This window comes from Asaia sp. VD9, assembly GCF_037150015.1.
GTDB lineage: Bacteria > Pseudomonadota > Alphaproteobacteria > Acetobacterales > Acetobacteraceae > Asaia.
The window spans coordinates 60,107-83,864 of the sequence record NZ_JBBCQM010000010.1; the positions used below are offsets into that span (position 1 = coordinate 60,107).

At 57.7% G+C, this 23,758-nt stretch carries 11 protein-coding genes and 1 pseudogene; all 12 read left to right on the forward strand.

All coding sequences use genetic code 11. The annotated features are described in order from the left end of the window. Positions 1-827: 827 nt before the first annotated feature. Positions 828-1,367: an Rrf2 family transcriptional regulator gene (locus tag WFJ47_RS12445; RefSeq protein ID WP_336763387.1), complete on the forward strand. Its 540-nt coding sequence runs from the start codon at positions 828-830 to the stop codon at positions 1,365-1,367. A gap of 20 nt (positions 1,368-1,387) precedes the next feature. Further along, complete coding sequence (locus tag WFJ47_RS12450) at positions 1,388-1,780, forward strand: cupin domain-containing protein (RefSeq protein WP_127102143.1); 393 nt, start codon at positions 1,388-1,390, stop codon at positions 1,778-1,780. 12 nt (positions 1,781-1,792) lie between these two features. Beyond that, entirely contained in the window at positions 1,793-2,581 is a 789-nt protein-coding gene (locus tag WFJ47_RS12455) for an NAD-dependent epimerase/dehydratase family protein (protein WP_336763388.1), read from the forward strand. Between the two features lie 654 nt (positions 2,582-3,235). Next, a complete protein-coding gene (locus tag WFJ47_RS12460) occupies positions 3,236-3,850 on the forward strand; it encodes an invasion associated locus B family protein (RefSeq protein WP_336763390.1) in 615 nt (204 codons plus the stop codon). A 37-nt stretch (positions 3,851-3,887) separates the two neighbouring features. After that, positions 3,888-5,648 (forward strand): ShlB/FhaC/HecB family hemolysin secretion/activation protein, encoded by a 1,761-nt coding sequence (locus WFJ47_RS12465; RefSeq protein WP_336763391.1) that lies wholly within the window; start codon positions 3,888-3,890, stop codon positions 5,646-5,648. A gap of 14 nt (positions 5,649-5,662) precedes the next feature. Next, on the forward strand, positions 5,663-17,695 hold the full coding sequence (locus WFJ47_RS12470; RefSeq protein ID WP_336763393.1) for a hemagglutinin repeat-containing protein: 12,033 nt from the start codon (positions 5,663-5,665) through the stop codon (positions 17,693-17,695). After that, a complete protein-coding gene (gene imm45 / locus WFJ47_RS16560) occupies positions 17,695-18,045 on the forward strand; it encodes an Imm45 family immunity protein (protein ID WP_408868654.1) in 351 nt (116 codons plus the stop codon). The genes WFJ47_RS12470 and imm45 overlap by 1 nt, the downstream gene beginning before the upstream one ends. A gap of 99 nt (positions 18,046-18,144) precedes the next feature. Next, a pseudogene (locus tag WFJ47_RS12475) lies at positions 18,145-18,381 on the forward strand (IS6 family transposase); the annotation flags it as partial. A 784-nt stretch (positions 18,382-19,165) separates the two neighbouring features. Continuing rightward, positions 19,166-19,696 carry an Imm42 family immunity protein gene (locus tag WFJ47_RS12480; RefSeq protein WP_336763397.1) on the forward strand — a complete coding sequence of 177 codons (531 nt, stop codon included), beginning with the start codon at positions 19,166-19,168 and terminating at the stop codon, positions 19,694-19,696. Positions 19,697-19,768: 72 nt separating this feature from the next. Next, complete coding sequence (locus tag WFJ47_RS12485; RefSeq protein WP_336763398.1) at positions 19,769-22,273, forward strand: hemagglutinin repeat-containing protein; 2,505 nt, start codon at positions 19,769-19,771, stop codon at positions 22,271-22,273. Between the two features lie 66 nt (positions 22,274-22,339). Beyond that, complete coding sequence (locus tag WFJ47_RS12490) at positions 22,340-23,203, forward strand: hypothetical protein (RefSeq protein WP_336763399.1); 864 nt, start codon at positions 22,340-22,342, stop codon at positions 23,201-23,203. Beyond that, positions 23,200-23,505, forward strand: a complete 306-nt coding sequence (locus WFJ47_RS12495) for a hypothetical protein (protein WP_336763400.1) — start codon at positions 23,200-23,202, stop codon at positions 23,503-23,505. The genes WFJ47_RS12490 and WFJ47_RS12495 overlap by 4 nt, the downstream gene beginning before the upstream one ends. The last annotated feature ends 253 nt before the right edge of the window (positions 23,506-23,758 follow it).

Here is a 23,758-nt window from a genome sequence, read left to right on the forward strand (position 1 = left end):
GATGGATGTTTTTCGTCGCTGGGCCTGCATGTTCCAGACAGTCCCCAAGCACGGGGACGCTCTGGCTATGGCTTGCTTCAATCTGTCATCGATACGCTTCGCGGCATTCTCAGTGATGGGAGGGACTATATTACAGGGAATTCTTTTAGTGGGGCGGATGATTATCCCGGCTCCCCAATTCAGTGGGGCGCGAAATTCGGCTGCATGACGCTAGCATCCGAAAATGGGGAATATCTTCATCGGCTGACATCGCGCACTGCGGCCATACGCGCTCGCGCCCTTGATGAGGCGCTCCTCTCGTCGCAGGATTGAGCGATTTCTGCCGCACGCGTGGAGCTGCCCCCAACAGGGAGGAACTCGCGGGCCCGCCTTCCTTGAGCCGGCACCCTGGTTGCGGCGTTGACGGCGCAAGGCGGGCCTCGATACCGAAAGCGTGCCTGACCTCCTAGGGTTGGCCTGTTCAGGTAGCGCGACTTGCGCGGGCAGGCTTTGCGTCACCTTCGATACCTAGGGCATGAAATGCGTCTGACGGCTCCCTGCTTCCCGCTTAGATTCCATTTGCCGAGAGCTGCAACGCGGCGGGCAGAAAAGCTTGTTCCGGGGCAGGTTGAACCGTGGTCGGTTCGCAGAACATGAATAACGCGTTGATGCGAGGATTGCCCAGTGCGATGCCCAGTGCGATGCCCCTGTCACATGCCTCATATGCTTAGTGGCGCAATGCCTCTCTGAAGTGACGCTTGCTCCGCCAAACGCGCCCTGCCGACATACTCGCGAGTTCTCACACACCGCACTTGCGAATCAGAACGCAGACTCATATTGTCCGCGTTATGGCACTTTATGGCGCAAGCACCGAATACGTTCTTCACAGCCTGATCTGGCTCGTTGAACACACTGAACCTGTCAGCAGCCTTGATCTTGCTGATCTTCAGAAGATACCGGGGGCCTTCATGGCAAAGCTGCTTCCCAAGCTTGAAAAGGCGGGCATCTTGCACGCCTCTGAAGGGCTGAGGGGCGGATATACGCTGGCCAGGCCTGCGCAGGAGATCAGTATTCTCTCGGTCGTGGATGCAATCGAGGGAAGGAAAAGCCTTTTCAACTGTAGGGAAATCCGGGCGCGCTGTGCCCTGTTTTCCGATGCCGCACCGACATGGGCTACTCATGGAGTTTGTGGAATTCATGCGGCCATGCTTCGTGCCGAGCACGCCATGAGGCAGGAGCTTGCAGAAACGACTTTGGCTGATCTGGCCGGCTTGGTTCGGGAAAAAGCTCCGCCGAAATTCCGGGCGGACGCCGAATCATGGTTCGGGACACGCGTGAAAACGCGCAAGGACGGAGCGGTCCGCAAGAAAAAGAGCGCCAAACGATAACCAGAGCGAGGACGATACAAATGATGAAGCTACTGGGCGCCGCCACGGCGCTGTTACTCGTCAGTACGAATTACGCACGAGCCGAAACGGCGGTGACGCCGCTGCTGACACATGAACTCCAAGGGGTCCCGGGCAAGGAGGGCGCTATGCTCGTAGTGGACTATCCGCCGGGCGGAAGCGACCCAATTCATCGTCACAACGCCTCAGTGTTCGTCTATGTGCTCGAGGGCTCCGTGGTCATGCAGGTCAAGGGCCAGAAAGCGGTGACCCTGAATAAAGGGCAAACCTTCTTCGAAGGTCCACAAGATGTGCACCTTGTCGGGCGCAATGCCAGCAAGTCCGAACCGGCAAAGTTTCTGGCCTTTTTCGTAAAAGACCAAGCCTCTCCTTTCGTCATGCCTGCCAAGCCGTGAGAGGATGAGTCGATGCGTATATTTGTTGCGGGCGCGAGCGGCGCCCTTGATCGAGACAGTCTGTTTTCGGCGATCGATCGCGTAAGGCCGGACGTCGTGATCGATCAGCTTACCTCGCTACCCGCTGACCCCGCGGATTTGCCCGCACGGTTGCCGTTCGATCGACAGCTTCGCCTGGAAGGAGGTGCTAATCTCCTGGCAGCGGCAGAGGCATTCGGCGTCCAGCGCTATCTTCAGCAATCTTCCGGTTTCTATCTGGATGGGGAGGGAGGCCTCGCGACCGAGCACTCACGCTTGCGGATCGAGGCGCCCGGACATATCGGACAAAGCGCCAGGATGTACGCCGAGCTTGAAGCCAGGGTGTTGTCCTCTGCTGTCGTGGCTGGCTCAGCGTTACGCTACGGCTTCTTTTACGGCCCGGGAACCTGGTATTGGAGGGATGGTCCGCTCAGTGACTGTGTCCGATCGGGCAACAACCCGATCTGTGGCGATGGGACTGCGGTTTTCTCCTTTATCCATGTGGAGGACGCGGCAGACGCCACATTGGCCGCGCTGTCAGCCCCGACGGGCATTTACAATATCGTGGACGACCAACCTGTCGAAGCGGCAGCATTCATTCGGGATTTCGCGCGCTGGCTCGACGCTCCTGTTCCCGAACGACTTGATACCACAACGGCTCAGATGCGCTTTGGGGCCGAGGCCCTTTATTATCATAATTGTTTGTCCGGGGCCGCAAATTCCAAGGCGCGCAACTCTCTCGCCCTGAAGGCCCGATCTTGCCCGTGGTCAAGTTGCGGCTGATCGCGTGCAGATCGAGAAGCGTGTGAGGTTGACGCTCCCCATATCGCGCTTCTGATCGCGAGCAACGCTTGGCATCTCGTGCGGGATGTCCGGACGAGCAAGAGGGCTTGAGCGAATGGAATCCTCGCGTTGCAAGAGTGTGATCGCCCCGCATAGCGATGTTTACCTCATTGTTCATCCCTTCCAGACCCGTTGGTAAGGGGGCGTCTCCTCCTGGTTGACGAGGCCCAGGACAGGAATACTTCAGTGGCCACCCACTTTAAACGATGCTCCGAAAGACCACGAGATACCGTGACGGCCTCCGGAGGCTGACATCGGTGCCGCGCCTGTTTGCCCTCCCCCGAGTGGCTCAGAATCAGAGTTTATGGATGACCCTTTGCGGGAGCCGCCAGAATCTCGGTTTGTCTCGTCTCTCAGGAAGCGGGCAAAGATTCGGATCGCAATCGGCTCATCCTTCGGGGGATCTGGCGGATCAATAAGATGGGCTTTCTATCTAGTTAATTTTGACATTAATGATATCGTCACAAAGTATCAAATTCCGATAATACCGTTAATGATCAATCAGTTTTGATAGCGACGTCCATTTTAATACTGAATTTATAATGGAAAAGGCGTAAGGCGCCTCGCAACAGGAATGTTGCAGGTGTATCTACTATGAAACGCAGTATTGCGCGTCTTTTTCTCCTTTCCGCTATCTCCAGCACACTTATCACGGTTCCAAGTTTTGCCGCCACGGAAAAGGCGCCGGCCGCAAACACGCCGGCTGCGTCTCCTGCGACTGTCTCTGGATCGGTGGGTAACTGGACGTATCGTTGTATCTATCCCGCCGGTTCTATGAATGCGGCGCCGAATATTTGCACGGTTGAACAGCGCCTGTTCAAGCAGGAGCCCGATAAGAAAGACGTGCCAATCGGCGGGATCATTCTGGCGAAAGCAACGCCGGATGCCATCAAGATGCCGATTTCCAGCCGGCCATGGCGTCTGACACTCATGACGCCTTTGGGTTTGTCGCTGGTCACCCCCGCTCGGCTGGTGACAGACACCAGCGCTCCCCTGACGCTTGCCTGGCAGAGCTGCATCCCGACGGGCTGCCTTTCCGTGCTCGAGCTGACCGATCTGCAGGCCCGCGCCCTGCGACATGGCAAGCAGGGACACATGCAGATCAACAAACTCCTCGACGGCGTGCTGACGATCAATTTTGCGCTTGATGGCCTCGACAATGCGATGGCCGCCACCGAGCAACTGATGGCTCGGCCTTCATCGCACTGACGTCATTTTCCAGCGTATCTAAATCAGGCCTGTTTTCATGTTTGCGTCGCGCGTTACCCGCTTTGCCCTGACGGGTGGTCTGTCTCTCTTCTGCTGTGTCACGGCACAAGCTCAGGTGCCCATGCGGACCAACCCACCGGCTGTGATGCCAGCCGGCCCCGGTTCATCACAGGACCAGTTCCAGCGTTTCAGGCAGCGCCAGCTTCAGCTCGACATGTTGCCTCCACCCGATAGCGATACGCACTTCAACAATCCCGCTCCCATGAAGGGCGGGAATAGCTGTGTCCGTGTATGGGCGGTGTCCATCGAGGATGCTCCCCATCTCGGCGATGCGGCAAAACGCGGTGTCGAGCAGCGTTACACCGGGCGCTGTCTCGGTGTCAGCGACTTCAATCATGCGCTGGACGATATCAACCGGGCCTATGTGCAGCAGGGCAATGTAACGTCACGAGCGTATTTGCCAGAGCAATCCCTGCAGTCTGGACACCTGCGCATTGTCGTGATCGAGGGCACGCTCTCGTCAATCCGTTTCGCCGGTATCTCTGCGCGACATCACGAACTCATGGGATTCCCTGGTCTGCGAGATCATCTGCTGAACCTGCGCGACCTCGAGCAGGGGCTGGACCAGATGAACCGTATGCCCAATTGGTCGGCGAAAATGCAGATCGTGCCTGGTGACAAGCCCGGTAGTTCGTCAGTCGTGGTGCAACAGATGAACCCTGGCGTCGTGCACGGGCAGATATGGGCAGATAATAACGGACAGTACCAGACGGGGCATGAAACGGGCCATGCGCTGCTGACGGCTCAGGACGCGCTCGGTCTGCTGGATATGTGGTCGGTTGAGTATGACCACTCCTTGGTGGGATCTGCCGGACACCGTGGCACCCAGTATTTTTCGGCCGATGGCTCGGTTCCCTACGGAAAATGGTCTGTCTTCAGCGGATTCTGGATGTCTGATGATGTCTATCATCTGAAGACTCTGGGCGAGGACTACCGGCTGGGCGGTCGCCGGCGGGATTTCCGCTTTGGCGTCTCACGCGTTGTCGCGCGCAACAGTATCGGGGTGACCACCCTACAGGCACTTTATGAACTGAAATCATTCAACTCAACCCTCGATCATGTCCGGCTGAAAACGCAGAGCGCGCGCCAGGCGTCCGTTGTCACGCAAGCCAGTGAATCACTCAAAGCCCTGGGCGGGCTTTGGTACCTAACGCTCGGTGTGCGCTTCGGGACAGATGGCGCAGGGACCCGAACAAGTTTTGCGCATCCGATCGAGAGCGAGCCCCATACGAGATACGTCAAGCCCGCCCTCGATATCGATGGTTACGAGCCTCTGCCACTCGGATTGTCGTGGCATGTGTCGTTCCACGGTGAATTCAGTTCGCGCAACCAGTTTGCGACCGAACAACTGCAGCTTGGCGGCCCCTACACCGTGCGCGGTTTCCTGAGTCAGATGCTCGTGGGCAATAAGGGCTTTTATGTGCGTGACGATATCTCGTACCGCCTCGCCCCCCTCGATCTTCACGAGCGCTGTGGGATGTATCGGACTCTTTGTCGCCTGTTCGTCGACGGCACTGAATTCTACGGGATCATCGATGGCGGGTTCGTCAAGCTCGGATATCGCGCAGACAACTTGCCGCCAGCGCTACGGGGGGGATCTATTGCCGGGGCGGGCTTTGGACTGCGCAAAGTATCCGGGCCCGTGTTCTGGGGGGCCTCTGCGACACATGCGATTGCCCATGGCCCGCTCCCTGACGAGGGCTGGATTGCCGCATTTCAGGCCGGAGTGCGCTTCTGATGAACGACCACCCCATGAGATATCTTCGCAAGATCCTTGCTGTCTTTCTCTCAGCGGACCTCGCACTGTTACCGGCCATAGCGAGTGCCCAACAGGCCGCGCCGTCGATTGTCATTGATAATCATTCAATGCCTGGTGCTCCGGCGCCCAATCTGGACCGAACATCCAACGGTGTTCAACAACTCAATATTGCGACACCCAATGGGGCAGGTCTGTCGCATAACATGTTCACGGAATACGGAGTCGAACAGAAGGGCCTAATCCTCAATAACGCGACCAAGGCGACCCAGACTCAGCTGGGGGGGTATGTTTACGGCAATGCCAATCTCAATGGGACGGGCGCAAAAGTCATCCTCAATGAGGTAACCGGTCCGCACGCTAGTCAGATGCTGGGCGCTACCGAGGTTGCGGGCCAGAGCGCCAATGTTGTGGTGGCCAATCCAAACGGCATCACGTGTAACGGGTGCGGTTTCATCAACACGAGCCGGGTGACGCTCGCCACAGGTCATTCCGAAATCGATACAACAGGCAAGCTTTCTGCTCTCAGGGTGCAGGATGGCTATGTCGCGTTCGAAGGACAGGGGGGCAATTTCACGGCGGTTCCCGTTCTCGATATCCTGAGTCGACGTGTCACATTCAATGCTCCGGTCAATGCCCAGAATGCACGCCTCGTCGTTGGGCAGAACAGGGTCGATTATGAAACCGGACAGGTACAGGCGCTGAATCGGGATGGCAGCGCTGCCCCCGCCTTTGCGATCGACAGCTCGGCATTGGGCGGTCTCTATGCCGGGCAGATCTCAATGCTCGTCAATGAGGCCGGAGCGGGTGTTCGTGTCAACGGGACTATGGCCGCCAATGCTGGTGACATGACACTGACGGCTGACGGGCAATTGGTCCTGAACGGGACGCTGAGCGCGACTGGCCGGATCGAGATTGTGGGGCAGGACACGCAGCAGGCGGGATCCATACAGTCAGGAGCCTCAACGCAGCTCACATCCTCGGGGACGCTCACTCAATCCGGGCAGATTCAGGCCGGACAAGAAGTCGCTCTCTCTGCCGGAAGCGTGCATAACACGGGTTCCCTCAAATCTGCGGGCAATGGCGGTATCCACATTGCCGCGCGTAACGACGCGCGCAACAGTGGCACGATCGCTGCGAGTAACGGCGGGCTCGCCGCATCCGGGCAATCCCTCGTCAATGAGGCTGGCGGCGTTTTCGCTGCGGAGGGACCAGTCACCCTGCAAAGTGCAGGTGATATGGCTAATAACGGACAAATCGCCTCGCAGAATGGTTTGATCACGCTCAGGGCAGGCGGAAGACTGACTCAAAGCGGTGGTGAAGTCGCCGCGCAGGGAGGTGCCCTCTCGATCGGGGCCAATACGATCGGCAATGATGCTACGGTGCGTATAACTGCCCGTGACGCCATGCGGATCACGGCGACGCAGCTCGATAATGCTGGAACCATTATTGCCGGACAGGATTTGTCTTTCGACAATGGCCCAGCTCTTGTCAACTCCGGCACTATTCAGGCCAGTAGCCTCTCGGGTGCGGCTCTGCAGTCTCTGACGAATACGGGCACCATTCAGGCAGAATCCGGCGCCTTGTCCCTCTTGGTGCAGTCGACGCTGCGCAATAGCGGCACGCTTTATGCAGCTTCAGGAGCGAGCATCGGGACATCCGGCGCGCTCGACAATTCCGATGGCCAGATAGGCGCAGGAACGGGCGCGCTTTCCATCAACGCAGGGTCTATCGCGAATAACCGGGGTAACATCATCGCGTCATCGGGTGCCCTTTTGCTCACCGCGGCGGGTAATATCGACAATAGCGCGGGCACGGTCTCGTCCACTGGCGCCGCGCTGTCTCTGGCAGGGCAGGCTCTGACCAATACCGGGGGAGGAGTGATTTATGCCTTTGGCCCCCTTAAAGCCGAGTTGACACAGTATTCCGCGACGCAGGGAGCCTCCCTGGCATCGGATGCGACGCTGGAATTGATGGCATCAGGTGCTGTGCAGAATGACGGCCAGATCCTGTCGGTGCAGGGCATGACGCTTGGTGCACAGGGGGGAATGGTCAATGATACCCATGGGCAGATTGTCGCAACTACTGGCGGCCTGTCCGTCACGGCACAGGGCACCGGCCTGACGAATAACGGACAGCTCGGTACCCTGACTAACGGCGCTGTCACCCTCGCGGGGCAGAGCTATGCCGGGTCTGGTCTCGTACAGTCTGTCGATAGCCTGAGCTTGAATCTCGACCGATCGGCATCGGTGGATGGGTCACTGCTGGCAGGCAAGGGTGATCTGTCGCTGACTGCTGGGACTCTGTCCTCAACCGGTCAGATCGGCGCCCAGACCGGCTCGTTGATTGTGTCCGTTCAGGACAGGATACGTAACAGCGGCACGCTCTATGGCGCAACAGGGACGACGATCAGGGCGGGTGGCGCGCTTGATAATAGCGACGGCCAGATCGGCGCGGAGAGTGGTGCGGTGTCCGTCGTGGCAGGTTCTGTTGCCAATAACCGGGGCAGGGTCATTGCCACATCAGATGCACTGGGTCTGACGGCATCGGGCGACATCGACAATACTGATGGGACGATCTCAGCCAAGAATGGCCCCCTGTCACTCACAGGGCAGGCTCTGACAAATAGCGGGGCGGGCGTTATCTACGCTTCAGGTCCCCTGAACGCCGAACTGGCGCAGTATCAATCCGCGCAAGATGCCTCCCTGGCTTCGGATTCCGGACTCTCGCTGAAGGCATCCGGAAGCATACAAAACCAGGGTTTGGTGCAATCGTCAGATGCCATGACACTCGAGGCCGGAACTGGGCTCGATAACGGCTCTCACGGGCGCATCATCGCATCCAACGGCGATCTCGATCTTGTCGCCCATGGGGCGGGCCTGAATAATGACGGCCAGATCGGCACACTGAATGCGGGGGTGGTGCACGTTCGCTCGTCGGCTCTGACCGGAGCAGGTCTGATTCAGTCTGCTGACGGGCTGGATATCGACGCGGTCGGTAGTGTCGCGATGACAGGCTCGCTTCTGGCAGGTCGAGGAGATCTGACTCTCTCTTTCGATGATTTTTCGTCTTCAGGAGAGATCGGCGCGCAAGACGGAGTGCTCACCCTCTCATCACGCAACACCCTGCGGAACAGCGGCACACTTTACGGTGCGAGCGGCACGATCCTCCGGGTGGGAGGGATGCTTGATAACAGCGGTGGTCAGATCGGCAACGGCACAGGCTCTCTGACAATCACTTCAGCAGCGCTCCTCAACGTCCAGGGGAAAATCATCGCTCCGAACGGGGGCGTCTCGCTGATCTCCGGAGATGTCGATAACCGGGCTGGCACGATACAGGGGCAGGAGAGGGTCGCGGCCACCATAAGCGCGCTGGATAACCGCGACGGTGGGACTGTGCTCTCTCTGGGATCAGATCTGGATATTGCCAACGGGAGCAGCGCGCTCGTTAACGTGCTCAACCAGGGGGGCACGATCGGAGCAACTGGTTCACTCACGCTCGCGGCCCAGCGCTACGAGTCGGATTCCGGAAGCTCCCTTCTCGGCAATGACGGTGTGGCGCTCACCGTATCTGGCGCTCTCGATAACTTGGGCCTCATTTCCAGCGGAACCGCTCTTACCCTGACCGTCGCGCGGCTGAACAATGCCGCCAGAGGGCTGATTGCCGCCAAAGATGGCGATCTGACGCTCAGAACGACCGCGCAAACCGCAGACGCGCTGTCCAATAGCGGGATCATCCAGAGTTCGGCTGCCGGAAAAACACTCAGGATTGTCACGGCAGGCCTGTTCAATGCCGGAAGTGTTCTGGGCAATGGAGACGTTTCCGTCTCGGCCAGCGATACGCTTGTGAATTCGGGCAAGCTCAGTGCTCTGGGGGGCAGTCTAGGCCTTGCTGCGTCATCGCTGCAAAACAGCGGGACCATGGCAGCATCGTCCCTTCTGTCGCTGCAGTTCGCGACTTCGGCGGATAATTCGGGCACGTTATACGGTACTCAAGGCGTCACCCTGACGGCAGACGGGCTCGAAAACCATGACGCGGGGCAGATCGGTGCAGATACGGGAACTGTGTCGATTACAACAGGCACATTTACCAATACGGGTGGAACAATCCTCTCGACGCGCAGGGATCTCTCGATACAAACGGATAGCCTCATCAATGAGGGCGGTATCCTGCAGGGCCAGACGGGCCAGAGCATTGAAACTGCCCGCTTGATCAATCGGGCAGGCGGGCAGATCCTGACCCGCGACGGCGTACTCGATATTGCTGGCCGACAGGGCGTGCCAAGCACAGCGATCGTGAATGACGCCTCCACCCTGCAGGCATCCTCATCGCTGTCGATCAAAGCAAATTCCCTGACAAACGGCAATGGCACGATCCTGACCACCGCAGGCGCGATGGATATCGCGCTCTCACGTGATGGCGCGCTCGATAACACGGGCGGGATCATTCAGAGTGCCGGAAATCTGAGCCTTGGCGCGGGCGCCTATACCGGTTCCATCGCCTCGATGCTGACTTCCAGCGGCGATATGGGGCTGCTCCTGAGTGGTGACGTCGTCAATGCGGGTCATATCGATGCCGGTGGGAACCTCACTCTAACTGCCCAGAGTATCACCAATCTGACCGGTCAAAGCGCTGACTCGCCTGCTGTCATCTCTGCAAAAGGCCAGACTCTCGCGCTTACGGCCCAGACCGTCACCAATGCGGGCGCCATTCAGGCCTCGGGCGATCTCGGCACCCTGCAGCTTGAGGCAAGCAGCCTGCAGAATAGTGGCACAATTGCCGCGCAGCGCGATATCGGCACGTCGATAACGGGAAGTTTGGGCAACACAGGCACGTTTGTCTCGCGTCAGGGCGCGCTGACACTCAACGCACAAGATGTCGCGAATTCAGGCTTTCTCGGAAGTGCTGCCAAGACCCAGCTTATCGTCGGGGACAGTGCGACGAATACGGGCGTGGTTTACGCTGACGCAGGCGTCGTGGCGCGCATGGCTGGTCAGTTTGATAACACTGGCGGGCAGATCGGAACAGCGAACGGTGATATCGCGCTTGATGCCGCACAATTCTCCAATGAGTCGGGGCGGATCATTGCCCAGGGTGGCGCGCTCACCCTGACCGGTGCCGTCATAGACAACAGGAGCGGTGTTCTTCAGGCAGACGGCTCTGTGGCGCTCGTCGCGGCACAGCTCGATAATACGCTCGGGCTTGCTCTGTCGAAGTCGGCAGGTGTCTCTGTCGGAACTGATAATGCGCCTGGTCTCGTAACCAACACACAGGGGATTATCCAGGGGAACGGCCCAATCTCCATCGGCTTTGCCGACCTCGCCAATGACAATGGCCAGATACTGGCTCAAGCCGGTGCTCTCACGCTGCACGGGATGGGCACCGGCAGTGTCACGAACACGAACGGGGCCATCCAGGCAACGGGCGCGCTCACCCTGACCACTGGTTCCTATCAGGGCGGAGAAGGCAGTCAGGTCACCAGCGGTCAAGCCATGGGACTGACAGTTTCAAACGGCTTTTCAAGCGCGGGCAAGATCGCCTCGGTTGGCGACATGGTGCTGCGTGCGGGGAGCCTCAGCAATAATCAGAGCGGCATCATTGCCAGCACTCAGGGTAATCTTGCGCTCACAAGCGAGGGCGCCCTGACAAATCAGGGCCTGATCCAGACCGAGTCCTCGGGGGGGCTTCTCTCCATCCATGCCGGCTCGCTGGAAAATGCCGCCCAAGCGGGGATCGTTGCCAATGGCAACGCCGCGCTCACCCTGCAAGGCGGGCTTGATAACGCTGGCGAGGTGACAGCGCACGGCGACCAGATGACGCTGAACGCTCTGCACCTGTCCAACAGTAATCTGATGCTCTCAGGCGGGTCTCTTTCGCTCGCCCTGCCAGGAGATCTGACCAATAGCGGCCTGATCTACGGTCTGGCGGATGTCACAGTGACTACTGCCAATGCCGATAATCATGCCGGGCAAATTGGCTCTGGTCAGGGCCTATTGTCGCTAACAGCCTCTGCCCTGCGCAATGATCAAGGCGGACGCATTATTGGCACTGACGGGTCGGTGCGTATCTCGGCCGGAACCGTCGCGAATGATAATGGCCTGGTGCAGGCGGGACACGACATCACGCTTCAGACCGGCCGTTTGTCGAACGATGCGGGTCAGGTTCTTGCCGTGGGCGGCTCGCTATCCGTGGCCAGAGATGCGGCAGGCCATGCGCTTGACGACCTCCTCAACAATGGGGGGCGTCTGCAGGCAGGGTTGGATCTTTCCGTTGCCGCACAGCAGGTCGAGAGCGCTCAGGGCACGATCCTGACGCAAGAGGGCGACCTCGTCCTCACGGCCGGGCAGGGCGCGCGCATGCGACAGTTTGATCTCACTGGCGGAACGCTTCAGGCGGGGCGCGATCTGACGCTCTATACCAGTGCAATTGCGGGAGCCAGCACGGTTCAGGCCACGCGTAATCTGGCCTTTTCGACGGCGCAGGATGTCGGGGGATTCTTGTTTTCTGCCGGGGGTGACGCGCGCCTTGCTCTGGATTCCGGCTGGCATATCGCTGCCGGGGCGGGTGTCATTGCCGGTGGCGGGCTCACAGCCACAGCCCCGGAAATCGAGAATAACGGGGCTCTTATTGCGGGGGGCATGCTGTCTCTCTCGACGCCGGGCAGCGTGACCAACACCGGGCTGATCAGCGGCACTCAAGGCGTGCAGATTGCGCTGGACGGGAATCTGCTCAACCGCCAGGGCGCGATCCTGTCCGACGCAGGGGACCTGACGATTGGGGGCAGATCCGGTCAGTTGGCCGGGGATGTCACGAACAGCTCCGGTCAGATCCTGACCGGGAGTGCCCAGGGCGATGTCGTTATCAGCGCGCGCTCCCTCACCAATGATATCATTGGCGGTGTTACCTATCAGCAGGGACAGGTCGTTTACAGCCAGACCTATGATCAGGCTCTGGCCAATCCGCCGACGCCCTCGAATATCGGCAATACCGGCCAGTATTACTGGGGCCAGAAGATTCTGGCTGTGCAGACCCCCGCTGGCCTGCTGACAGCAGATGGAAAACCCGGTTCAGGCTACGTGCTTGTCGCGCTTTATGGCGGCAAGGACGCCTCCAAGGTCGTAGTGACAGGGGTGGGGTCACTCGCCACCGCGTCCAACGCGCCGTCTGTCATCTCGGCCGGGCACGATCTGGTGGTGACGACCAGCGGTGCGATCACCAACGATGCCAGCCATCTGGCAGCAGGCAACGACATGACGCTCAAGGGCGGCTCGTTGAACAATGTCGGTTACGATACCAGCGTCACCTATACGCTGACCTGCTATAACGGAAATTCCTGCCGTTGGTACATGCCCCCTGAAGACGCTGCCAATCCCTGGTTTCCCGGTGGGTGGCAGATCGGATCCGGCGGTGGCTGGCCCTGGCCGAGCCAGATCTGGGGGAGCAGCCGTTCGAACGGGCTGTCTGGCACGATCGTGGCCGCCAATAGTCTGATCGGTGATTTCGCCGGGGAGATCAATAACAGTACCATCATCCAGCACGCGACATCCGAGCAGCTTGCCGCAGCATCGCACTACCAGGGCAATATGCCGGGCGATGTGACGGCGCCTGGCATGAATGGTCAGGCGGTAGGCGGTGGTGCCCTGACTCTGCCCGGTACGGATCGTCCGACAGGGAATATCGATCTGGGCATGTCCGGCGGGGTTGGCGCCCAGAGCGGTGTTTCGGGCAGCGGTCTCACTGGCGGGTTCGTAACGGGTGCCGGGCAGCAGGCTGCGGCACAGGCAGGACACGAAGGCCTTGGGGCGTTCGATGCGGGCGCATTCGCCCAAGGCGGAAACGGGATGCCGAATGGTGGCACACTCACTCCTGGTGGCCTGCAGCCGGGCCAGGAGGGGGGTGGGCTTTCCGGTCATCGGCCCGCCTCAGGTGGGTCGGGCCCGTCACTGGCGGGCGGGGGCGTTCTACCGCAGGAAGGCGTCCAGACGGCAGCGGATGCAGCGCAGAATTTGCGGCTTCCCGGCTTTCTGAACAGCGCCGATCCGTCGGTCATGCAGGTGATTACCTCCATTCCGGCGGGCACTGCGCTCTATGTGCCTAACCCGTCGCCCCAGGCGCATTATCTGGTCGAGACGAACCCGGCCTATACCAGCCTGACGGCGTTTCACGGCTCGCAATATCTTGTGGATCGTCTGGGCAAGTCACCGTCGGATTACACGTTCCTGGGTGACTCCTATTTCGACCAGCAATATGTGCAGCAGCAGATTGTTTCGGCGACGGGCCAGACCTTCCTTGGCGGGACATTCGTCAATGCGTCGTCGCAGATGCAGCAACTGGTCACGAATGCCGGTGATCAGGCGCAGCGCCTTGGTCTGACCTTCGGTCAGGCGCTGAGTGATGAGCAAAAGGCGTCTCTGACCCAGAACATCGTCTGGTATGTGCCGGTGCAGGTGAATGGTGCGACGGTACTGGCGCCGAAGCTCTATCTGGCCCCGGGCAATGTGGCACTGAGCGGTGGCACGATTGCGGCGAAAGACGTGTCGCTTGCGGGCTCGAGCGTCACGAATAGCGGGACGATTTCGGGCAGCAACAGCCTGAGCATTCTGGCGCGTAACGGCGACATCACCAATACGGGCACGCTGGCTGGCGGCTCGGTGAGCCTGGTGGCGCAGAACGGCTCGATCATCAACAGCGCGACACTGAACGATTATCTGGTCAATGGCGGCAATCAGGGCCAGCTTGGCTCGGTCGGCACGATCACGGCGAGTGGTGCGGCGTCACTCTCGGCCAGCAATGACATCACCTTCAATGGCGGTCGCCTGAGTTCGGGTGGCGATCTGTCGATGCTGGCGGGCAACAGCCTGACGCTTGGGGCTGCGACGGTGCGTCAGGCCACGGCGGTGAAGGGCGCCAATGTCAGCAGCGCGTTCAGCCAGACGCAGAATTATACGTCTTCCATCAGTGCGGGCGGCAATGCGGTTCTGGCGGCCCTTGGGGGCGATCTGAAATCGGCGGGTGCGACGATCGACAGCACGGGCAATATGGTGCTGTCTGCGGCGAAATCGCTCGATCTCGGGTCTGTCACCGACAGCACGAGCCATGACATTTCCGGCAGCAAGTCGGGCTTCCTGACGCATAGCCGCTTTACCGACACGGGGAGCCTGTCGATCGAGCGCGGCTCGAACGTGACGTCTGGCGGCACGCTGACGGGTCTGTCGGGCGGGGATATGAGCCTCAAGGGTCTGATCGGCGCGCAGGGCGATGTCACGCTCTCGGCGGGCGGCACTCTGACGCTCGAGGCCACGAAGACGCAGAGCGAGGCGAGTGCGTCGCATCACGTGGCAGGGATCTCGCTGAGCAGCCAGGGCGCGCAGGGGACGCTGGGCTATGGCATGCGCGACGACAGATCATCGTCTTCGAGCACGGTCTGGACCCCGTCGGTACTGGCCTCGCTGGGCGGCAGTGTTGCGCTCAATGCGGGCAAGGCGCTCACGATCGATGGTTCAGCCCTGTCCGCTGCGAACGACCTGACGCTCTCGGGCTCGTCCGTCTCGTTGCTGGCCAAGGAGAACAGCCAGACCCAGAGCATGGCGCATAAGGAGAAAAGCATTGGCGCCAGTATCGGATTGTCTCCAACATCCATTGTCGGGCAGGTGGTCAATACGGGGCTTGCTGCAAGCCAGACGTCAGGTAGCGGCAGCGGAACGCTTGCTGCGCTGAATGCGATGCAGGGCGCGGCGATTATTGCCACCTCGATCATAAAAGGGGGCGATGCAGTTGCGGGTAATATTGTGGGCGTACGCCAATCCATTGGCTCGTCGTCGCTGCATCAGTCGAGCACCCAGACGCAGACCCAGGCTGTGGGCACGACGCTCAACGCCGGCAATACGCTTTCTGTCGTGGCGCGAGGCGACAACGTTGCGGATGCGCAGAACGGCTCTTTGAGTGCGACGGCGTCCAGTCTGTCTGGCAAGGATGTGGTTCTTGCTGCCAGCAAGGACATCACGCTGCAGGCGGGCTGGGATACGACCCATAGCGAAAGCGACATGAAGTCGAAATCGACTTCAGTCGGTCTCGATATTGGTGTGGGTGTTGGTGGGTATAGCGCCAGCCTGAGTGCGTCGTTTGGCAAGCAGACGCAGCATGTCGTTTCCGACAGTGCGACGGCTGTGAACACGACGGTCAATGGCGCGCAGAGTGTGACGATTGCAAGCCCGGGCAGTGTGACGCTGAACGGGGCGACGGTCACGGCCCCGCGCCTGGATCTGGCTGCGGGCAGCCTGAACATCACGAGCCCGCAGAATACGTCCGATTATCGCAGCACAGCGAGCCAGAGCGGTGGCCAACTGAGCCTTGGCTACAAGACCGGTATTGGTGGCAGTGGACTTAACCAGACAGTCACCGATCATTTTGCCACGACGGGCTCGACCCTCTCAGGACTCTATGCGGGTGAGAACGGCATCGGCGTGGATGTGGCGGGTCAGACCAGCCTGACGGCGGGTGTGATCGACAGCAAGGCGGATGCGGCGAAGAACCACTTCAACACGGGCAGCCTTGTTGCGAACAGCGTGACGAATGTGTCGCAATGGAAGGCGACGCAGACAGGCATGTCGATGAGCCTCGGCACGGACATGCTGGGCAGCACGATGGGCATTCTGGGTGCTGTGGGGACGAATCTCGCCTCGGGCGCGTCGGGCATGATGGGCGGGGGCCGCACGCATGACGAGACGAGCGAGAGCCAGTCTGCCATCAGCGGTAATGTCACGGTCAATGCAGGGAGTATCACGGGCCATTACATCACGGATGTCTCAAAGGCCAATGCAGCACTGGAAAACGCCTTCGATGCGAAAAAGCTAAGTAATCAGCTACAGGCCCAGCGGCTAGGTAGCCAGTTGGCTGGTGAGATCGGCGGGCTTGTGGCCGATCAATTGGAAAAGGCTGGCGTCGCAGGGTTTGGCGAGAAAGGGATCGCGAACAGCTACGGTCGTATCGCGCTTGAGACAGCGGCGAATACAGCCGTGGCCGCTGTCTCAGGGGGTAATATCGGCGCAGCTGCAGCAGGGACCGCAGCGGGTGGACTGGCAACGTCGGCAGCATTGGCGGGTGTATCCCGATGGGCTCTGGCTCATAGTAATGGCAATATTGACGATGCGGTCATGCTCGCCTCGGCGATGGAAAACCTGATTGGTTCCGGCGCTGGCGCGTTAGGGGGTATGATCGGAGGGGCGGGAACTGGCAGCACGGGCATCAATGCGCTCAACGGTGCGTCACAGGCCTCAAGCATCGAGCAATATAATCTCGGGGGTCACATCGGAGAAGCTGTGGCCTCGGAACTCGAGTTTGCAGTAGAGGCGGGGCGTGAGGCAGTTGTAAAGGCGGCGCCTATTGTTGCGAAGGGCGCTATAGCGGTTGCAGGCCCGGTGGTTGCTGCCGTTGCGACCCCAGAGGTCTTGGCTGGTGCTGCGATTGCAGTCACGGTTTATGGTGGGTACAAATATTACGTTTATCTCCGCTCTCCGGCGGAGGTTTCGGGTAATACGACGGTCAATGCCGAGCAGAAAGGAGATACGTCAAAGACATCTACACCAGAGGCGCAGCCAGAATTACAAAAACTGCCCAATCCTGATGAAGATCCGAATGGTAATCTAAAAAAGGCTGCCGCAGCTGCTGCAGTCGCAGCGGCACTGGGAGCTAAAAATGTCACCAAGGAAATCGCGTCGTCTTTCGACGCTAAAGAATTCGAGGCTAGTCTATCTGGTTTGGCTTCTAACGAGCGCGTTGGCCTCGTGAGAACACAGGCGGCCAAAATTGCTCAAAGCAATGGATGGAAGAAAAATACTAATATATCTAAAATAAATAATAGAGATGTATACCAGACGCCTAAGGGAGAGTTGTATTCTGTAGATACGAGGCACGGGAGATTCGAAAAAATAGATCCAAATAGAGGAAGACATCTAGGAGAGTTTGATTTTAATTTGAATCCCAAAGGAAAAATGGATAAAACCGGCGGTCATGATCTCAAGGTAAGATAATGAATAAATTTACAAGACTCACAGAACTCAGGATACCATATGTGGTGCGCGGCGGCGTCTTTAGACTTCCAGCTAAATATCCCTATGAATCCGTAGTCGACTTTATGATATGCGAGAATTACGACAGCAGTAGCGGTTTTTCACTTATCGTAACTACCGGATATAAGTCCGGTATAACGTTCCTAAATCTACCTCGAGAGTGCTTATATGATGATTGCAGCATAAGCGTAGAATGGTTGATAAAAAATTGGTGCAAATGGGTGTATGACGAATCGTCAGAAAGTGATGTGTATTTTTCTAAAGGATATACTCCGCGAATAATGCAGACATCTCGTATTCCGAAGAAATAGTGGTGATGTCACGTCAGGCTCAGGGGTGCCGTCACATTAACTGCGGCATGATAGACGCTGACGATGAGAACGTCATCTGTGAGCTACAAACGGCACCGTTTTCCGTGTGAACTGATAGCGCATGCGGTATGGCTGTATTTCCGCCTCCCATTGAGCTTTCGTCTTGTCGAAGAAATGATGCTCGAGCAGGGCATTGTCGTCTCATATGAGACGATCCGTCGATGGAGCCTGAAGTTCGGCACAGCCTACGCTCGTTCCTTGCCTCGCAAGGCAGCAAGACCGGACGATGTATGGCACCCGGACGAGGTGCGGATCATGATCCGGGGCGAGGCTCACTGACTGTGGCGATCCGAGGATCAGGGCTTTTGCTCAATGGAACAGCGCGACCGTTCTCAGCGTCTCAATGTCCCTTTCGCGGGCTTCAGCCAACTCACTTCAGTTAACGTGACATCACTGCGGGAAGCTCAGGTGAACTCCGGCAGATATCGAGGTGCCTAGAGGAAGCTGGCGGAGGTCGACCCGCATAATCTGGCCCTGCAAACGCTCACACCTGCTGACGCCACCTGGGTACCAACGGACGCCGAGATTGCGAATATCGAGGCGGCTCTCGCACGGGCGCAGGAGGTCGACCGGCTGCTCACTACGCCAGAAGGCATGCAGGAGCTTATCGACCAGGCCCCCATCGGCACGAGTAGCGTCGAGGAGCTGAGGCCATATGCCGAGAAAGTTGCGAACGAAAAATTAGAAGCCCAAAATCTCGAAATTGGAGGACTCGCGGGTAGTAGGCCGCAATGGGATCAAACGGAGAGCCCTGCCCTTAATAGCAGTCCGTATAATCCTGACACGGTTCAGAATCGCGTCAAGCCGCCTTACCGGGCAAATCCGGCACATGATCCCAAATCGCCCCCTTATAACCCAAGGAAATCACCCGAGCCTCATGATGCTGAAGAGGTGTACGAACATGCGATACGGGGAGCACTTTCAGACAGAAGTCAGAAATCGTGGTTCGGAAAGGGGGAAGATGGGTGGTATCGTTATTTTGAGGACAACGCTGGAGGAGTACATTTTTCCGGCGTTGTGAGGAAAGAGTTAGTACCTAATAAAATTAGGAGTTCGCTGGGTGGGAAATAATCTTAAACATATTTCAGGAGACGAATCCAAATTCGCGATAATAACCACCATAGAAAAGGAGTACTCTGGAGTATGGATGGTTGGTGAACTCCATTATATCATAAATAATAACTTCCTCGGCAAACCCGAGCTCTGCTCTCTAAGGGATGCAATGTACATAAGTGAGTCAATACTAAGCTGCAGTGAGGCTCGTAATAATGAATATTTGTACAATATGGATGATTATGAAGTATTCAATCTTATAAAAGATGGAATGTATGAAGGGCGCGAAGATATCTATACGTATTTAGAGGAGAGGGTTTTTCCTGGGAATTTTGACATAAACATTAATGTAGAGAGTATGATTGACGACGTTATATTCTCAGTATCAAAAAAAAACAGAGAATCAAAGGTTCTTTATAAATACAGAGATAATTTTCACGTAGAAGTATTTGATTACGGACTTGTTGACAGTGTTGTGGAAGACACTCACAAATTTCTATCAAACTTCCATGAAAGAGAAGTCTTATTATGTAAATAATTTTATCCATATCAGGCGCTGAGCGATGAGCAAAAGGCGTCTCTGACGCAGAACATCGTCTGGTATGTGCCGGTGCAGGTGAATGGTGCGACGGTGCTGGCGCCAAAGCTCTATCTGGCGCCGGGCAATGTGGCGCTGAGCGGTGGCACGATTGCGGCGAAAGACGTGTCGCTTGCGGGCTCGAGCGTCACGAATAGCGGGACAATTTCGGGCAGCAACAGCCTGAGCCTTCTGGCGCGCAATGGCGACATCACCAATACGGGCACGCTGGCAGGTGGCTCGGTCAGTCTGGTGGCGCAGAACGGGTCGATCATCAACAGCGCGACGCTGAATGATTATCTGGTCAATGGCGGCAATCAGGGCCAGCTGGGCTCGGTCGGCACGATCACGGCGAGTGGTGCGGCGTCCCTCTCGGCCAGTAATGACATCACCTTCAATGGCGGTCGCCTGAGTTCGGGTGGCGATCTGTCGATGCTGGCGGGCAACAGCCTGACGCTTGGGGCTGCGACGGTGCGTCAGGCCACGGCGGTGAAGGGCGCCAATGTCAGCAGCGCATTCAGCCAGACGCAGAATTACACGAGCTCGATCAGCGCGGGTGGGAATGCGGTTCTGGCGGCCCTTGGGGGCGATCTGAAATCGGCGGGGGCGACGATCGACAGCACAGGCAATATGGTGCTGTCTGCGGCGAAATCGCTCGATCTCGGGTCTGTCACCGACAGCACGAGCCATGACATTTCCGGCAGCAAGTCGGGCTTCCTGACGCATAGCCGCTTTACCGACACGGGGAGCCTGTCGGTCGAGCGCGGCTCGAATGTGACGTCTGGCGGCACGCTGACGGGTCTGTCGGGCGGGGATATGAGCCTCAAGGGTCTGATCGGCGCGCAGGGCGATGTCACGCTCTCGGCAGGCGGCACTCTGACGCTGGAGGCCACGAAGACGCAGAGCGAAGCGAGTGCCTCGCATCACGTGGCAGGGATCTCGCTGAGCAGCCAGGGCGCGCAGGGGACGCTGGGCTATGGCATGCGCGACGACAGATCATCGTCGTCGAGCACGGTCTGGACCCCGTCGGTACTGGCCTCGCTGGGCGGCAGTGTGGCGCTCAATGCGGGCAAGGCACTCACGATCGATGGTTCAGCCCTGTCCGCTGCGAACGACCTGACGCTCTCGGGCTCGTCCGTCTCGTTGCTGGCCAAGGAGAACAGCCAGACACAGAGCATGGCGCACAAAGACAAGACGATCGGGCAGAGCATCGGGCTTTCACCGAGTTCGGTGGTTGGGCAGGTCGTCAATAGCGCTCTTGCGGCATCGAAGCAGGAAAACGGTGTGCTCGGAGTGCTTGGCGGCCTTCAGACGGCGGTGGGTGAGGCGGGTGCCTATCCGAGCGGTGCCTGGAAGAACGACATCATCGGCGTGCAGGCGAGTGTTGGTTTCTCGACCAGCAAGACGGCATCGCAGCAAAGCCAGACGACGCTGCAGGGCTCGTCTGCCAGCGCGGGTGGCACGCTTGCCATGGTGGCGCGTGGTGACAATGTTGCGGATGCGCAGAACGGTGCGATCAGTGTCACGGCGGGTCAGTTGTCGGGCAAGGATGTGGTTCTTGCTGCCAGCAAGGACATCACGCTGCAATCGGGCGTGGAAAAAGGCGAGAAGGAAGGATCGAGCAGTTCCTTTGGCGTTTCGGTTGGTGCTGTCGCAAGTGTAGGCGCGGGTCCCAAAGGAGCTCATGCAGGCGCCAGTGTCACAGCGTCTGTTGGTGGTTCGACGCAGCACAGCCAGTCTGACAGCACGACGCATGTTGTGACGACAGTGAACGGCACGAATAGTGTCACCATAGTCACGCCCGGCACGACGACGCTCAATGGGGCCTCGGTCTCCGGCGGTCATATCGAAGTGAAGACGGGTAATCTGGTCATCAGGAGCCCGCAGGATACGGCGCATTACAAAAGCAACGCGACATCGGGCGGAGCCAGTATCACGGTTCCCACACCGGGAGCGGGGCTTGGCCCTGCGGGCGGCGGCGCGAGCATGGCGCATACGTCGATCACGGACGAATACCGTTCGACCGGAAAGGATCAGTCGGGCCTTGATGCGGGTGAGGATGGTGTTGATGTGGAGGTGTCCGGCAACACGCATCTGACCGGCGGCGTAATCAGCAGCACGGCAGAAGCGGCGCGCAACCATTTCAATACCGGCAGCCTGACGGCGGAGAGCCTGGACAACATCTCGCGCTGGAGCGGCACGAGCGTCTCGGTAGGAGACAGATATTCGAAAGACGAGGCGCCGAGCGATGTGCTTAAAACGGCGACGTTTGCTGTGGGTCATGAAGACCACAGCGAGAGCAGCGTCACGCAATCGGTCATCACGGGCACTATCGATGTGCAGAGCAGCAGCACGATTGGGTATTACAGCACCGATCTTGCTGGCGCGAACGGGCATCTGGATAATGATTTCGACGCAAGGAAGCTGAACACAACGCTCCAGATTCAGACCGCCGCACAGACACTGGCAGAAAGCGCTGTTGAGGTCGGCGCAGCCGCTTATGACAAATATAGGCAAGAAAATTCACTGACATCCTGAAAAATCGGTCAGCGTGACACAGTAGTAGAATCTAATTCGGGGCTACACAAAAATGCGAGTAGCTCCGTGCCAGATATTGAAGGACCCAGCGATACAGGAGACACCCAGATTACAGGTGGCCCACAAGGCGGGGACGATCAAACCGCTCATTCTCTGAATGATGGAAATGGGTCCTCGGGCGGTGGGAGCAACGCTCTTCTGATGAGCCATTCCAGCAAATTGAACGTGTCAGGGGATGGTGACTATGGAGGAAGCTACCTATGGCCGAAAGACTGGACTACGGTATCGGACTATATTGACGCCAATAATGTCGAGCAGGTTAAGGTTGTCGGTGCGCGCAGACATGTGCCAGGAACTGCCAGCGCCGATAAAGCGACATCGATAGTGAGTTTGGGCGCCGAGTTTGCGTTGAGCAGCGCTACCGCCATACTAGGCTGGGCAGGTGCTGCGGCATCGGTAGCGGAAGCTGCTTATCAAATCAGGCAAGGAGATAAAGCCGGAGCGGCTATTACGCTCGCGCTTGGGGCGCCCAATCTCATCGGCCTCGATTTGGCAGGCGGTGTGAAGCACTTAGACGAAGTGGCAAGTGTACCCGAAGATCCAAATATGATGTTGTATCGTGCTGTAAGCCCAGAGAAGTATATAGACATATCCGAGAAAAATGGATTTAGGGTCGAACCGGGAGGAAGTTCTTTTGCCACAGGAAAACAATTCGGTTTCGAACTGGACGAAGTGTTGCAGTTTTCTGATTTCGCAAAAGAAACGTCTGGTATTGTTAACATTACGATACCCGCGTCCGTTGTTCGCAAGATAGGAGATTTTACTAATGTCGACACCATTATTTTCGAGAATGGTATAGTGACGATTCCACACGATCATCTAGGCGAATTTAACCGGGCCATTATCCAGATTGAGGATGCGCTGAAATGAATATTCTATTTGATGCACTTGCAACAGTGATTTTTTTTTCGGAGAAAACAAATAAATTTCCTATATGCGGCGCCACAAAGAGGTGGAGCTTAATGCTCGATGGAAAATATATTGCGATAATGGAAGTGAAGCTCGGAAAAGAATTGATTATTGAAAAGGATAAATATAAAGAGGTATTATCCTTTGTCATATCCTCGGTCCATCTCGATAATGGAATAATATATGATGTTATGGACACTCTTATAAAAATAGGCGAGGTAACATTTACTGACTTCGAAGTGAATTCTATTATGTCAAACTAAATAAAATATTGCTATTACGATTTTTAGAGTGGATATATTTTAGGCTTTCATTAGGAAATATTTTTTGAATCACTCTGACTTTTGGCGTTGGTACGCTTTAACCGCTCCACTTAGAGTATCTGCCATCACAGGTCGATCTCAGCGCAAGGTGTTGTCAGGTAAAAAGGTCGAAATCTTCCGATTTCGGATTCGCCTGCGCGATGCCATCCCTCGTGTGACAATTTGCGCAAAATGACGACATAGCTCAGAGACC